At 69.7% G+C, this 12,565-nt stretch carries 13 protein-coding genes and 1 tRNA gene; 7 read left to right on the top strand and 7 right to left on the bottom strand.

The window, feature by feature from the left end; translation table 11 throughout:
- Positions 1-34 precede the first annotated feature (34 nt).
- Both N802_RS17955 and N802_RS17960 read right to left on the bottom strand, forming a co-directional pair.
- Positions 35-117: transfer RNA gene (locus N802_RS17955), tRNA-Leu, on the bottom strand.
- 194 nt (positions 118-311) lie between these two features.
- Positions 312-1,079: a hypothetical protein gene (locus N802_RS17960; RefSeq protein WP_035919136.1), complete on the bottom strand. Its 768-nt coding sequence runs from the start codon at positions 1,077-1,079 to the stop codon at positions 312-314.
- A 214-nt stretch (positions 1,080-1,293) separates the two neighbouring features.
- Between N802_RS17960 and N802_RS17965 the strand changes: the two genes are divergently transcribed.
- On the top strand, positions 1,294-2,463 hold the full coding sequence (locus N802_RS17965; RefSeq protein WP_035919138.1) for a sensor histidine kinase: 1,170 nt from the start codon (positions 1,294-1,296) through the stop codon (positions 2,461-2,463).
- Positions 2,460-3,125 (top strand): response regulator, encoded by a 666-nt coding sequence (locus N802_RS17970; RefSeq protein WP_035919139.1) that lies wholly within the window; start codon positions 2,460-2,462, stop codon positions 3,123-3,125. Before N802_RS17965 ends, N802_RS17970 begins: the two co-directional genes overlap by 4 nt.
- 18 nt (positions 3,126-3,143) lie before the next feature.
- On the opposite strand, the gene N802_RS17975 is transcribed toward N802_RS17970, so the two are convergent.
- Both N802_RS17975 and N802_RS17980 read right to left on the bottom strand, forming a co-directional pair.
- Positions 3,144-3,527 (bottom strand): hemerythrin domain-containing protein, encoded by a 384-nt coding sequence (locus N802_RS17975; RefSeq protein WP_245613995.1) that lies wholly within the window; start codon positions 3,525-3,527, stop codon positions 3,144-3,146.
- A gap of 349 nt (positions 3,528-3,876) precedes the next feature.
- A complete protein-coding gene (locus N802_RS17980; protein ID WP_035919142.1) occupies positions 3,877-4,497 on the bottom strand; it encodes a MerR family transcriptional regulator in 621 nt (206 codons plus the stop codon).
- A gap of 169 nt (positions 4,498-4,666) precedes the next feature.
- On the opposite strand from N802_RS17980, the gene N802_RS17985 reads away from it, so the two are divergent.
- Positions 4,667-5,239, top strand: coding sequence for a DUF4188 domain-containing protein (locus tag N802_RS17985; protein ID WP_084072334.1), 573 nt, complete (start codon positions 4,667-4,669; stop codon positions 5,237-5,239).
- Here N802_RS17985 and N802_RS20675 read toward each other — a convergent pair.
- From N802_RS20675 to N802_RS18000, 3 genes are all read right to left on the bottom strand, one after another.
- On the bottom strand, positions 5,232-6,422 hold the full coding sequence (locus tag N802_RS20675; protein WP_035919145.1) for an NYN domain-containing protein: 1,191 nt from the start codon (positions 6,420-6,422) through the stop codon (positions 5,232-5,234). The genes N802_RS17985 and N802_RS20675 overlap by 8 nt on opposite strands.
- Before the next feature lie 74 nt (positions 6,423-6,496).
- Positions 6,497-7,729, bottom strand: coding sequence for a glycosyltransferase (locus N802_RS17995; protein ID WP_245613998.1), 1,233 nt, complete (start codon positions 7,727-7,729; stop codon positions 6,497-6,499).
- A gap of 77 nt (positions 7,730-7,806) precedes the next feature.
- Positions 7,807-8,838, bottom strand: coding sequence for an NADP-dependent oxidoreductase (locus N802_RS18000; protein ID WP_156971501.1), 1,032 nt, complete (start codon positions 8,836-8,838; stop codon positions 7,807-7,809).
- Between the two features lie 95 nt (positions 8,839-8,933).
- Here N802_RS18000 and N802_RS18005 point away from each other — a divergent pair, with 95 nt between their 5' ends.
- The 4 genes from N802_RS18005 to N802_RS18020 all read left to right on the top strand — a co-directional run bounded on the left by N802_RS18005 (position 8,934) and on the right by N802_RS18020 (position 12,565).
- Positions 8,934-9,362 carry a MarR family winged helix-turn-helix transcriptional regulator gene (locus tag N802_RS18005; protein ID WP_035919149.1) on the top strand — a complete coding sequence of 143 codons (429 nt, stop codon included), beginning with the start codon at positions 8,934-8,936 and terminating at the stop codon, positions 9,360-9,362.
- A 304-nt stretch (positions 9,363-9,666) separates the two neighbouring features.
- Positions 9,667-10,587 carry an FHA domain-containing protein gene (locus N802_RS18010; RefSeq protein WP_035919151.1) on the top strand — a complete coding sequence of 307 codons (921 nt, stop codon included), beginning with the start codon at positions 9,667-9,669 and terminating at the stop codon, positions 10,585-10,587.
- Positions 10,588-10,621: 34 nt separating this feature from the next.
- Complete coding sequence (locus N802_RS18015; protein WP_035919153.1) at positions 10,622-11,152, top strand: FHA domain-containing protein FhaB/FipA; 531 nt, start codon at positions 10,622-10,624, stop codon at positions 11,150-11,152.
- A gap of 3 nt (positions 11,153-11,155) precedes the next feature.
- Positions 11,156-12,565 (top strand): PP2C family protein-serine/threonine phosphatase, encoded by a 1,410-nt coding sequence (locus N802_RS18020; RefSeq protein WP_035919156.1) that lies wholly within the window; start codon positions 11,156-11,158, stop codon positions 12,563-12,565.

Genomic DNA, 12,565 nt, shown 5'->3' on the forward strand with positions numbered 1-12,565 from the left:
GGGGTGTTGCCGATGTCTTGAGACATCACATCGGTGCGCAAGGGGGGATTTGAACCCCCACGCCCATAAGGACACTGCCACCTGAAGACAGCGCGTCTGCCGTTCCGCCACTTGCGCGTGAGCCGTCTTAGTGTGCCGCACGGAGGCGCTTCCCTCCAAACCAGCGTCCGTATGCCGTCCGCCCACCTCCCAGCCCGGCTCGTCTGGGATCCGCAACGTCAGCGTCAACGGCGGCTAGAGCAGCCACTGAAGCTGACGCTACGGGAGGGGCTCAGCGCAACGTCAGGGTCAACGGCCGCTAGAGCGACCCTTCACGCTGACGTTGCGGGGATGGGTGCCGGGGTCTCAGACTCGGCCGCGGACTCGGTCTCACCTTCTACCTCGCCTTCGGCCTCCGCGGCGGTCTGCCAGCGGGTGATCGGCGACCGCCACACCTCGACGGCCAAGGTCCCGAGCACTCCGAGATACATGAGCCCCGAGGCGTAGCCCGCCCACACCGACAGGCTCGACCCGACGAACTCGACGACGACCCAGGCGACCATCGCGGGACCGAGCCATCGCGGCCCGAACCCGGCCCGCCACACGGCAATTCCGAGCATCACCGTCCCGAGCACGGTCCCGAGCAGACCAGCAGCCATGAACGGGATCGCGATCCCGGACTCGGCCCGGTCGAGCGTCGCAACATGCGTGTCGACAGCAGTTAGGTCGTCCGCCATGGACAGCATCACGATCCTCGCTCCGCCATAGACGCTGTGCCCGAACGCCGCCAGCCCCGCGAGCATCGCACCCGCGGCCACGAGCCGTGGTGCCCGGTCCCGGATGACGTGGGCGACGCCGACGAGTCCGATCCCGAGGAACAGTTGCGCCAAGATGAAGCTGCTGGCGGAGATCGTCGCGGCCCCCTTCGCCTCGGCGATGTTCGCGAGGAAATCTCCGCGGCCGTCCGCGTAGTCGGGCATCAGCATCACGCTCGTCGCGATGAGCAGTGCCCCAAGGACGAGGGACACCGCCACCGTCCCGCGCAGCCCTCCCGCGATTCGGCCCGGTCGGGCACCGTTGCTGCTTCCTTCAACACTCATGACGCACTCCTTCGATTCTTGGTTGCTCCCAGTCGGCCCCTGCGGTCGACCTCCACCGACGCTAGGAATTCGCAGCCACCGGCACAGTCGCCCACGGTCGCGACCCCGACCCCCTCGAGGCCCCAACCCACCGCGCGCCAGGCACCCCACCGTTGACGAGGGGATCAACTTCAGGATGACGACGCGACACTTCACTGAGCCCTAGATTGGCCACGTGGAGCCGCCCACCCCGCTCAGCCGGCGCCAGTACGCCGTCGACATCGCCATCGCCGCCCTCGTCGCGGCGGTCGGGCTGGCCGAGGTGTGGGTGCCGTTCGAGTCCCTCCAGGGACCGGGCTCACGGGTCGTCGACAGCGTCGGCATCCTCTGGTTCGCCGCCCACCTCACCCAGCGTCGGCGCCGGCCGTGGGTCGGGCTCGCCGGACTCCTCGTCTGGCCGATCCTCATCCTCATCGCCGGCATCGACGGCGTGCACCTGCTCTTCTTCGGCCAGCTCGTCCCGGTACTCGTCCTGACCTTCACCGTCGCCCGCGAGGGCCGCGGTCGCTACCTCTGGGTCGGCACGCTTGGCACGGCAGCGGTCGTCACCCTCGGTGACCTCACCCTGCCGCTGCTCGGCGAGACGAGCGAGATGCTCTTCCACTGGGGATTCCTGGCGCTCGTGTATCTCACCGGCCGCGGTCTGCGCATCTCAGCGGACCATGCCGCGACCGAGGCCGTCCGGGCCCACGCCGCCGAATCCGAGGCCCGCGAGAAGGCTCTCGCCGCCGTCGCCGACGAACGTGCCCGGATCGCCCGCGAACTCCACGACATCGTCGCCCACTCCGTCGGCACGATCGTTGTCCAGGCCGGGGCTGCCGAACAGGTCGTCGACGACGACCCCGAGTTCGCCCGCAAGGCCCTCGGCACCATTCGCACGACGGGGTCCTCGGCCCTCGCCGAGATGCGCCGGCTCGTGAGCGTCCTGCGCGACCCCGAGACCGGGGCCGACTTCGCGCCGCAACCCGGGCTCGCCTCCCTCCCGGACCTCGTCGACCACGCCCGCGAGTCCGGCCTCGACGTCTCTCTCACCGTGAGCGGCGACCACGGTGCGCTGCCTGCGGGAGTGGACCTCACGGCATACCGGATCGTCCAGGAAGCACTGACGAACGTGCGCCGGCACTCGGAGGCGACCACCGCGGACGTCCGCCTCGACCTCGGCGCCGACCGCCTCCGGATCTCCGTCACCGACGCGGGGCCGGCACGCGACGGTGACGGACCCGCCGGCCACGGTCTCATCGGGATGCGTGAGCGCGTCGCCCTCTACGGGGGTCGCGTCGAGGCCGTTCCCGACGGGAGCGGTTTCGCCGTGCGCGCCGAACTACCGCTGGAGCGTGTGCCGTGATCCGCGTCCTTCTCGTCGACGACCAGGAACTCGTGCGTGCCGGCTTCCGGCTCATCCTGGAGCGCGCCGGGTTCGAGGTCGTGGGCGAAGCGGGGGACGGACTCGAGGCGGTCGAGTTGGTGCGTACCGCGCGTCCCGATGTGGTGTTGATGGACATCCGTATGCCGCGGCTCGACGGTGTCGAGGCCACTCGCCGGATCATGGGGCTGGGTGGGGACCTGCCGCGGGTCGTCGTGCTGACGACGTTCGACCTGGATGAATACGTCCACGAGGCAGTGCGCGCCGGCGCCTCCGGCTTCCTGTTGAAGGACGTGGCGCCCGACGATCTCGTGCACGCGGTGCGCGTCGTGTTGCGCGGCGAAACGATGCTCGCCCCTGCGCTGATCACGCGCCTTCTTTCCCGGTATGCCGCACAGCCCCGTCCCGAGTCAGCTCCCGAACTCGAGGGGCTCACCGAACGCGAACGCGAGGTCGCGCGACTCGTCGCCCGCGGGCTGTCCAACGTCGAGATCGGGGGGGAACTCTTCCTCAGCGAGGCGACGGTGAAGACCTATGTCTCGCGGTTGCTCACCAAGCTCGACCTGCGCGACCGGGTGCAGATCGCGGCGCTGGCGTATCGGACGGGGCTGGTCGGCGTCGGAGGAGTCGGCGACGACGCCTGACACGGCATCCCGACTCGATCACAGTGGCCCCAGCACCTGTCTGGAGTCGGCATCGAGCGCGAGCGTCTCGAGCACCGTGAGGAGCTCCCGTTCTTCGTAGCGGAAGTGGTTCTCCATGATCGCGCCGATGCCCTCGAGGTGCCGCGCCAATTCGTCCGCTGTCGCGTGGGACGACATCGCGGACTGCATCCCGCCGATCAGGTACGTCATCATCGAATGGTCCTGCTGGAGCGTGCGCAGCGTGTCGCGCAACTCCGGATGCGCGGCCGCGATCGCGGGGAACAGTTCGCGATCCTCGCCCTCGTGATGCCCGGTCAAGGCAGTGCAGAACCCATGACAGAACAACAACAGGTCACGATGCGCGGCCTCGGCGGGTTCTCCCGCGGCAAGCGCGTCCTGCACGATCGCCAAGGCTTCGCGCAAGCGCCCGTGAACGCTTCGCAGTTCGGTGCTCCAGGCAACCAGCCTGGTCTTCTCGCCTTCAGTCACGTGAGGGCGAAGGGGTCGACGCCTTCATCGTCGTCCTCCTTCTGATCCGACGCCTCCATGCTTGACACAGCCTGTCACCAGCACGCGACGCTGCCCCGACAGTAGCAAGGCCCGCGGGGTGGGCTGGGCGAGCCGGGGGCCGCCAGCTGGGCGGGCGCCGGGGGAGCGCGCGCCGGGGTGCGCGAGCCGGTTGGCAGGGGTGCAGCTGGGGGAGTGTCTTTGCTTCGCCTGCGGGAGCAAAGACACTTCCTGAACCAGACCCCTAGTGGTGTCCTGCGACGCTGTTCGAGACGTGCTGCTGCGCGAGTCGCCTCAGGGCCGCCAGCACCGGGTCCACGAGGATCGTGCCGATGATGACCTGGCGGATAGCCGCCTCGGGTTCCGTCGGCACGGTGTCGATGTCGACCTCCGCGATGCCCTCGACGTGGTCGGCATAGCGGTTGAGCCGCTCCTCGTCGAAGCCGATGCCCCCGGCGTCACTCGCCGCCCAGGCCCGATCGAGCTCGTCTAGGAACGGGTCTTCCGGGTCGACGAACCAGCCACGCTTGGCCACCCACGCGCGAGCTCGACCGCGTCCTTCGGCGCCGCCAAAACCCTTGTCACTCACCGGTTTGAGAAGCGTTCGCTGAGCTGCCTCGAGCACTTCGAGCCATTCCTTGCCCGGGGTGGTGATGACCTCGAGGACTCTGGCGATCGTCGCGAGCGGCAGCCCACCGACCTCGCTCAGGGCGCGGACGAGACGCACTCGTTCGACGTGGGTGTCGTCGTAGTCGGCTTGCGTCCGCGAGACCACTGCCCCGGGGTGCAGCAACCCCTCGCGCAGGTAGTACTTCAACGTCGCAACCGAGACGCCACTCGCGTCGGACAACTCAGCCAGCCGCACGGCATACCTCCGAATTCGTCTCTACAGCACCACTGTCAGCGCGACCTACCGGGCCGGAAGTGCCGCGATCACGACGCTTCCTGCCCGGTAGATGCGCGAAGCCTCTTGACATGGGATAGTAACGCTCTCCAAACTAGGGATAGTTGCACTATCCAATGAGGAGGCTGTCATGGCCGAGCAGATCGTTCCGACCACACACGCGCACGACGGCGAGATCGTCGTCTTCCACATCGGCATGACCTTCCGGAAGTGGTACCGCCCGGACCTCTGGGGTCCCGTCTTCGCGGCCATGCCCAAGATGCTCGCCGAGCTCGAGCGCAACAAGGCGGCCGCAGCCCGCGGCGAGGAGGAGGATCTCGGGTTCCTCGGCGCGACAACCCTCTTCGGCGGCAAGGGGCCGTGGGTCGTCCAGTGGTGGCGGAGCACCGAGCACCTCTACTCCTACGCGAGCAGCGCCGACAACGCGCACCTTCCGGCCTGGCGCGCGTTCAACAAGGCTGCGCGCAAGTCGCCCGGCGCGGTGGGCATCTGGCACGAGACGTATGCCGTCCCGGCCGGGCACATCGAGACGTTCTATGGCAACGGAGCCACCATCGGCCTCGGCGCGATCACGGGCACCGTGCCGGTCGGGCGCCGCGGACGGAAGGCCCGCGAGCGCCTCGGGAGCGCCACCGCAGCGTCCGGGGATGTGGTCGCCCCAGCAACCACATCCGCGGACGCCGGCAGTGTGCGCGTCAGCTGAGGCGGACGCGGGCGACGTGGTACCAGAAGCGGTCGCGCACCTCGTGCCGGCTCGCGTCGTCGATGTCGTAGACACCCGTCCGCCCCGACAGGTCAAGGAGCAGGGCACGGTCGAGCTCGCCGGGGATCGTCGGCTTTGCGGCACGCAACGCCTGGAGGTCGGCCGGTGTCGCGGTGCGGCACCACGAGGCGAGAACGTTCTTGGCGACGGTGTCGATCGCCTCGTGGGTGAAGGAGCCGTCCGCCGCGACCACCGGTTCGTCACCGGTCGTGGTCGACCAGCTCGGCGTCGCCGAGGGCAACACGACCTCGGTCGCCTTCTTGCGCCCGAACACGGCAGGAGTAGGCGCTGCGGGTGACGGCACGTCCGACCCGCCGGTGGACCCCACTGGCTCGAGCTCTTCGGCAGGGCGATCAGCAGGAACACCTGCCTCGTCCGGCGCTCGCGGCACAGACGGCTTGGGCACCACTGGCGCCTCGGGCACGACGGGCGCACCGTCTGCAGGGTGATCAGCGACCCCAGGGGGCGTCAGCTCCGGTTCGACCTCGCGACCGGGCCGCGTCTCGGTCGGCTGAGCGTCGCTCGTGGCCGCCTCGTCCGCCTCGTCCTTGGGTGTGAGGCCGTCCGCGAGGGCCCGCGAGCGCACACAGTGGTCGATCGTCTCGGCGTCGACGAGGAGTTCGCCGTCGGCGGCGCGGCGGAGGTGCTTGGACACCGCATGCCCGGACCCGCCCTGGCCCGGCACGCTGAGCAGGACGACCTGGACGCCCGACCCCTGCGCCTCCTCGACGGCCTCGGTGAGGTCGTCGTCACCGGAGACGAGATAGACGACATCGGCGACCCGAGCGCGACCCTGCAAAGCCAGGTCAAGACCAAGGCGCACGTCGACGCCCTTCTGCTCGCCGGCATACGAAAGACGTCCGAGGCGGAGCTTGACGCGGGGGAGGAGCCCGATCTGGTCCTGCTGCCAGTCCGGCTGACCACCGGGGCGTGAGCCCGAGTCGTACCAGTTGACCCGCAGGATCGGCAGCCCTGAGTCGGCCTCGACCTGGGCGATGAGCCCCGCGACGAGCGCGGGGTAGTCGACCTCGACGCCGCTGCGCAGGGAGGAGCCGGTCACCCGCGTCGCCGCGGACGCGAGGAGATAGCCGACGTCGACGTAGACCGCGCAGTAGGACCGCATGGCCCCACCCTCTCACCGTGCCGAGCGTGTGCGAGTGCCAACTCGGCGATCGCCCGAGCTAGTACCGCATGGCGTCACAGGGCCATCGCGTCGATCGTCGCCGCGACGCCGTCTTCTCCGCGCACCTTGTCCGACATCTCCGTCGCGGCAGCCGACCACGTCCCCGCCGCGAACCCCCGCAGCGCCTCGGTGAGCCACTCGGCAGAGAGAGCGTGTCGCAGCACGGGCTTGGGCCCCACGCCGAGCTCGTGGACGCGGCGCCCCCAGTACGGCTGGTCGATCAGGTGCGCGACCACGGCCTGCGGCGTCCCAGTGCGGAACGCGGTGTGCGTCGTGCCGGCCCCGCCATGGTGGACGGCTCCACAAACCTGGGTGAAGAGCCAGTCGTGCGGGACGTGGTCCACACCATGAACCCACTCGTCGTCCGCGGCAGCCATCCCGGCCAGACCGGACGACAGGACGACCCGCACCTTCGCGAGCCGGGCCGCCTCCGCGACCATGCGGCTCGCCTCGGCGGCTGCCCGGCTCGACATCGACCCAAACCCCACGTATGCCGGCCGCTCACCCTCGGCGAGAAAGGTCGCCAAGGTGGGCGGCACGGCATACGCCCCTGCTTCGATGTCGTTGAGGAAGGGGTAACCGGTGACGGGAATGCCCTTCCAGTCGAGCGGGGGAGGAACGACCGTTGGTGAGACGGCGAGGATCGGTTGCGCAGCCTCGGCAGCGGCGAGGAAACCGCGGCCGCCGGTGGGCTTGAGGCCCAGGCGCCGGCGGAGTGCATCGCCTTGGATCGCCAGCGTCGGCGCGATCATCCGGAGCCCCGCGTGCGCGGTCAGGAGGTTGAGAACCGAATAGCGGTCGGGGCGGGGCGGTGCCATCGAAGCCCATCCAGCCCGTGTCGGTCTCATGGGCGCGAGCCCCACGAGCACCACACGCCCGCCACCCAGGGAAGCGATGGTATTGATGGCGTGGAGGCCCAGCCCGCCGGTGATCCAGAGGTCGGCCGTGCCGACGAGTCCGTCGAGCGGGCGAGCGTCGAGCTCCTCGGCCGCCTCGAAAAGCCTTCTCATGGCCTTGAGTCCGGCAACGGAACTGTGGCTGGAGTGTCCGGCCCAGTCGAGACCTGCGGGGGATGTCATCACGTCGTCCACACGGACCCCCGACGGGATGAACTCGATCCCGTGGGCGGTTGTCAGGGATTCGAAGTCGTCTCCGGCAGACAGCCGCACTTCGTGGCCGACCCTGACCAGCCCGGCCCCGATCGCGACCATCGGCTGCACGTCACCGAGCGAACCGACGGCGATCATCGTCACCCTCACCCATCCATGGCAGCACTCCTCGGGATGCCTGCGTCATGGCCCGAACGGGCTGGCCCACCGACGCGTCAGGCCGGATCGTCGAGTCGCACGACAACCTTGCCGGTGATGGTCGTGCCCGAACTCAGCAGGCCCGTGAGCGCCGCAGGGACCTGCTCGATCCCGTCGAGCACGGTCTGCCGGGCCTGCACTGACCCGTCGCGCAGCCACGCGCCGGCCTCGGCCCGGAAGGCAGGCATCTCGTCGAGGTGGTCGGCGACGAGGAAGCCCTGGGCCGTCGCTCGCTGGGTGACGAGGGTGTAGAGGTTGCGGACGCCGTACTGCTCACGCACGTCGTACTGGCTGACCATCCCGCACAGTGCGAGCCTCGCGCCGACGTTGAGGTGGTCGATCGCCGCTTCGAGCTGGGCGCCGCCGACATTGTCGAAGACGACGTCGATGCCGTCGGGCGCGAGCCGTTCGAGCTGCTCACGCGGGTCCCCGTCGTGGTAGTCGAACGCCGCGTCGTAGCCGAGGTCGTCGACGAGGTGGGCGACCTTGGCGGCCGATCCGGCGCTGCCGATGACGCGTCCCGCTCCGCGCAGGCGTGCGATCTGGCCGGCCATGCTGCCGACGGCTCCGGCGGCGCCGGTGATGAAGACGGTGTCGCCGGGGCGCACCGGCGCGATCTTCGACAGCCCGACCCAGGCGGTGAGCCCGGTGGTGCCGAGCGCGCCCAGGTAGGTCTCCGCGGGGAGCCCCTCGAGATCGAGCGGGAAGACCGTCGAGGCGTCAGCCACCGTGGTCTCGCGCAGGCCGAAGAAGTGCTCGACGACCTGCCCGGGCTCGAGCCCATCGGCGCGCGACTCCACGACGACGCCGAGGGCGCCGCCGTCCAGCGGAGCGTCGAGCGGGAACGGGGGGATGTAGGACGGTCGGTCGTCCATGCGACCGCGCATGTACGGGTCGACGGACAGGTGCGTGTTGCGGACGACCACCTGCCCGGGTGCGAGCTCCGGCACCGGGGCGTCGACGAGGGCCAGGTGATCGGTGCTCACGGCGCCGGTCGGTCGCTGGACCAGTCGCCACTCACGAGCGTTCTTGGTGCGGGTCAGAGTCATGAGAAGCTCCTTGGGTAGATACTTGATTGGGTCAAGCACCATCAGCCTCACACGGTTACTTGATCCGATCAACCAGATATTCGAGAATGGGAGCCATGGCAGCGCCTTCCGGCCCCGTGACCGCCTCGAGCGACGTCGAGTCCGCGATGTTCGACTTCGTGGACGCCTACGACCGCGCCTACGAGTCGGCCGCCCAGGAGCACGACCTGAGCGTCGCGCACGCCTGCGTGCTCGGACGCCTCGTGGACCAGCGGTCCATGGGCGACCTCGCCGATGAGTTGGGCTGCGACGCCTCCAACATCACCCAGATCGTGCGCCGGCTGGAGTCGCGTGGTCTGGTCGAACGCCACGCCGGTTCGGACGATCGACGCCTGCGCCACATCGTCCGCACGGGTGAGGGCGAGACCCTCTATGCGGCCTTCGAGCAGTCCTTCGAGTTCGCTCGCGCAGCGTCCAAGCGCCTCACCCGTGCCGAACGGAGGGAGTTGGAGCGACTGCTGCGCAAGGCCTCCGGGGGCGAGTGAACGGCACGATCTCCTGATCCAGCCTAGGCACTTCGAGCCATGCCGCCACTCGAAGCGCGACGCCAGTCTCGCCGATTCCGTCACACCCGCCGCCGAGTTCTCCACAGGCCAACGGTTGCGTCACCCACCGGAGCAAAGACACTCCCCACACCGCACCCCGCACGACCACGCCCGAGGCCGCAATCCGGAGAACCTTCACGCACGCCTCACAAGTCACCACAGCACCGGCGGCTAGCATCGGTGCACGACCGAGCACTGTCCGCGGACCGCGACGAATCGACAACGACACCGAAGGAGGCGCGACATGGGTCTGTTCGACCGCATGGAAGGAAAGCTCGAGCGCGCCGTCAACGGGGTGTTCGCCAAGGCGTTCCGCGCCGAGGTGCAGCCCGTCGAGATCGCGAGCGCCATCCGCCGGGCCATGGACGACCGCGCTGCGACCGGGGGCTCCGGCCGCAACCTCGTCCCCAACGTCTTCACGATCGAGCTGAGCGAGACCGACTACGAGCGCCTCACCGAGCACGGCACCGAACTCGAGAACGAGCTCCTCGCCGCCGCCGAGGAGCACGCCGAGAGCCAGCACTACAAGCCTGGCGGCCCGATCGACATCCTCTTCGACGAGGACACCGACCTCGAGACGGGCGTCTTCCGCCTGCGGCCGAGCACGGCGAAGCGACCGCGCGCCACGGGCATGACGGGCCACCACCAGTCCGTCCGACCGCCGAACAGCGATCCGTATGCCGGTGAGTCACCTGCCGCTTCCGCCGCACCTCCCGCAGGGGCTGGCTACGCCGCCGCGGCCCCCTCCCCGGGCCGCGCCGCCCCGCGTGAAGCCCGACCCCGTCACGAACCGGTGATCGACGCGGACGGCGACGAGGCGGCATACCGACCGGCGAAGCCGCCTGCGAAGTCGCGGCGGACCAACCCGGCCGACCGGCCGTGGCTCGACGTCGATGGCGAGCGCTACCCGCTGATGGGTGCCATCACAGTCCTGGGCCGCGACGACAGCGCCGACATCATCCTCGACGACCCGGGAATCTCGCGTCGGCACAGCGAGATTCGCGTGACGCAGGACGGCCCCCACACCGTGGCGAGCATCCGCGACCTCGGGTCCACCAACGGCACCTTCGTCAACGGTGAGCGGATCACGACCCAGCACGTCGAGAACGGCGACCGCATCACCGTGGGACGCACCTCCGTGATCTATCGCGCAGGCCGAAAGTGAACGGGCCGACTGTGACAGGAGAGAGCACCGGCCGATGAGCGAACTCACCATCACCCTCATGCGCCTCGGCCTCCTCGTGGCGCTCTGGGCGTTCGTCTTCGCCGTCGTTGGCGTGCTGCGCGGCGACCTCTACGGCACCAAGGTCACGCCCCGCCGGGCGGCCGCGGGCCGTGGTGCCACGCCTCGCCCGGTCCCCCGGGGCGCGAGCCCGGCGAGCGTCCCCGCGGAGCAGCGTCCGGTGGGCCGGCGGTTCAACGTCCGCTCCTCCGACCGCGACCCCAACCACCTGCGCGTCACCAGCGGACCCCTCGCCGGCACGAGCCTGCCGCTGCGCGAGGCCGGGATCCTCATCGGGCGCAGCCCCGAATCGGCGCTCGTGCTCGAGGACGACTTCGCCTCGGGCCGCCACGCCCGCATCTACAAGGGCGCGCAGGGCTGGATCGTCGAGGACCTCGGGTCGACCAACGGCACGTTCATCGGCCCCCAGCGCCTCACCGCACCGACTCCGGTGACGGCCGGCACCGAGATTCGCTTCGGCACGACCGTCGTCGAACTGCGGAGGTAGCCCGTGGGGATTGCGTTCCACTTCGCTGCCCGCTCCGACGTCGGGATGGTCCGGTCCAACAACGAGGACAGCGGGTATGCCGGCCCGCACCTGCTCGCGATGGCCGACGGCATGGGTGGTCACGCCGGTGGCGACGTCGCCTCCTCGACGATCCTCGGTGCCCTGGTCGGTCTGGACGGCGAGTCGTTCACCGGTGTCGACGCCACCCAGATCCTGTTGCGGCGCATCACCTCCGCCAACCGCGACCTCGGCCAGCTCGCTCAGGACGACCCGGACCTCGACGGCATGGGCACGACGCTCATCGCCATCCTGCGTGCCCGCGACAAGCTGATCCTCGCCCACATCGGCGACTCCCGCGCCTACGTCGTGCGCGGCGGCGAGGTCAGCCAGATCACGAAGGACCACAGCTTCGTCCAGTCCCTCGTGGACGAGGGTCGCCTCACGAGCGAGGAGGCGTCGACGCACCCGCAGCGGTCGCTCGTGACGCGTGTCCTCACCGGCACCGACGGGGAGGAGCCCGACGTCGTCGTCCGCCAGGCGATCGTCGGCGACCGCTACCTCATCTGCTCGGATGGGTTGTCGGACTACGTTGCTCGCGACACGATCGACGAGGTCCTCACGAGTGAGTCCAAGCCCGGCGACTGCGCCGAGCGCCTCGTTCAGCTCGCCCTGCGCGCCGGCGCACCGGACAACGTCACCGTCGTCATCGGCGACGTCGTCGACCTCACCAAGGGTCCGGTTCCGAGCGATGCGCCACAGATCGTCGGTGCCGCCGCCGCCATCCGTCGTCACACCCGCCCCATCCCGGTGACGCCCGCCGAGAAGGCAGCGGCGCTGTCGCAGGAGGCCAGTCGCGCGGCCGGTCACGACTCCGCTGACCACGACGAGATGCACCACCTCGCCGACGAAGCCCCGCGCAGCCGCGCCGCGTCGATCGCCCGTGCGATCGGTGCCACGCTGCTCGCCGCGATCATCCTCGTCGCCGGCGGCTATGCCGCGTGGTCCTGGTCGCAGTCCCAGTTCTACGTCGGAGTCGACGACGGTCGGGTCGCGGTCTTCCGCGGTGTCGACCAGACCCTCGGCCCGGTGGAGCTGTCCAAGCCCGAGTCCTCGTCGGACATCGACATCGACGATCTCCCCGACTTCTATCGCGGACAGCTCGACCGCGGCATCACGATGGAGACCCAGTCCGACGCTGCAGCGCTCGTCCGCAACCTCGAGGTCCAAGCGGCTGCGTGCCGGTATGCCAAGTCGCAGGGTCGGGACTGCGCGACCGTCCCGTCGACGTGGACCACGCCGACCCCCACTCCCACACCCACTCCGAGCGGCTCGCCGACGGGATCACCGTCGCCGTCGGCACCCGCCGTCGCTCCCTCGGCCACGCCGAACGCCAGTGCGTCTCCCGCAGCATGA

It is taken from the genome of Knoellia sinensis KCTC 19936, from assembly GCF_000768705.1.
GTDB lineage: Bacteria > Actinomycetota > Actinomycetes > Actinomycetales > Dermatophilaceae > Knoellia > Knoellia sinensis.

Excerpts from the sequence above, each read along its gene's own strand:
- N802_RS17960 (WP_035919136.1), bottom strand. The coding sequence starts at position 1,079 with ATGAGTGTTGAAGGAAGCAGCAACGGTGCCCGACCGGGCCGAATCGCG.
- N802_RS17985 (WP_084072334.1), top strand. The coding sequence starts at position 4,667 with ATGGCCGAGCAGATCGTTCCGACCACACACGCGCACGACGGCGAGATC.
- N802_RS20675 (WP_035919145.1), bottom strand. The coding sequence starts at position 6,422 with ATGCGGTCCTACTGCGCGGTCTACGTCGACGTCGGCTATCTCCTCGCG.
- N802_RS17995 (WP_245613998.1), bottom strand. The coding sequence starts at position 7,729 with ATGATCGCCGTCGGTTCGCTCGGTGACGTGCAGCCGATGGTCGCGATC.
- N802_RS18000 (WP_156971501.1), bottom strand. The coding sequence starts at position 8,838 with ATGACTCTGACCCGCACCAAGAACGCTCGTGAGTGGCGACTGGTCCAG.
- N802_RS18005 (WP_035919149.1), top strand. The coding sequence starts at position 8,934 with ATGGCAGCGCCTTCCGGCCCCGTGACCGCCTCGAGCGACGTCGAGTCC.
- N802_RS18010 (WP_035919151.1), top strand. The coding sequence starts at position 9,667 with ATGGGTCTGTTCGACCGCATGGAAGGAAAGCTCGAGCGCGCCGTCAAC.
- N802_RS18015 (WP_035919153.1), top strand. The coding sequence starts at position 10,622 with ATGAGCGAACTCACCATCACCCTCATGCGCCTCGGCCTCCTCGTGGCG.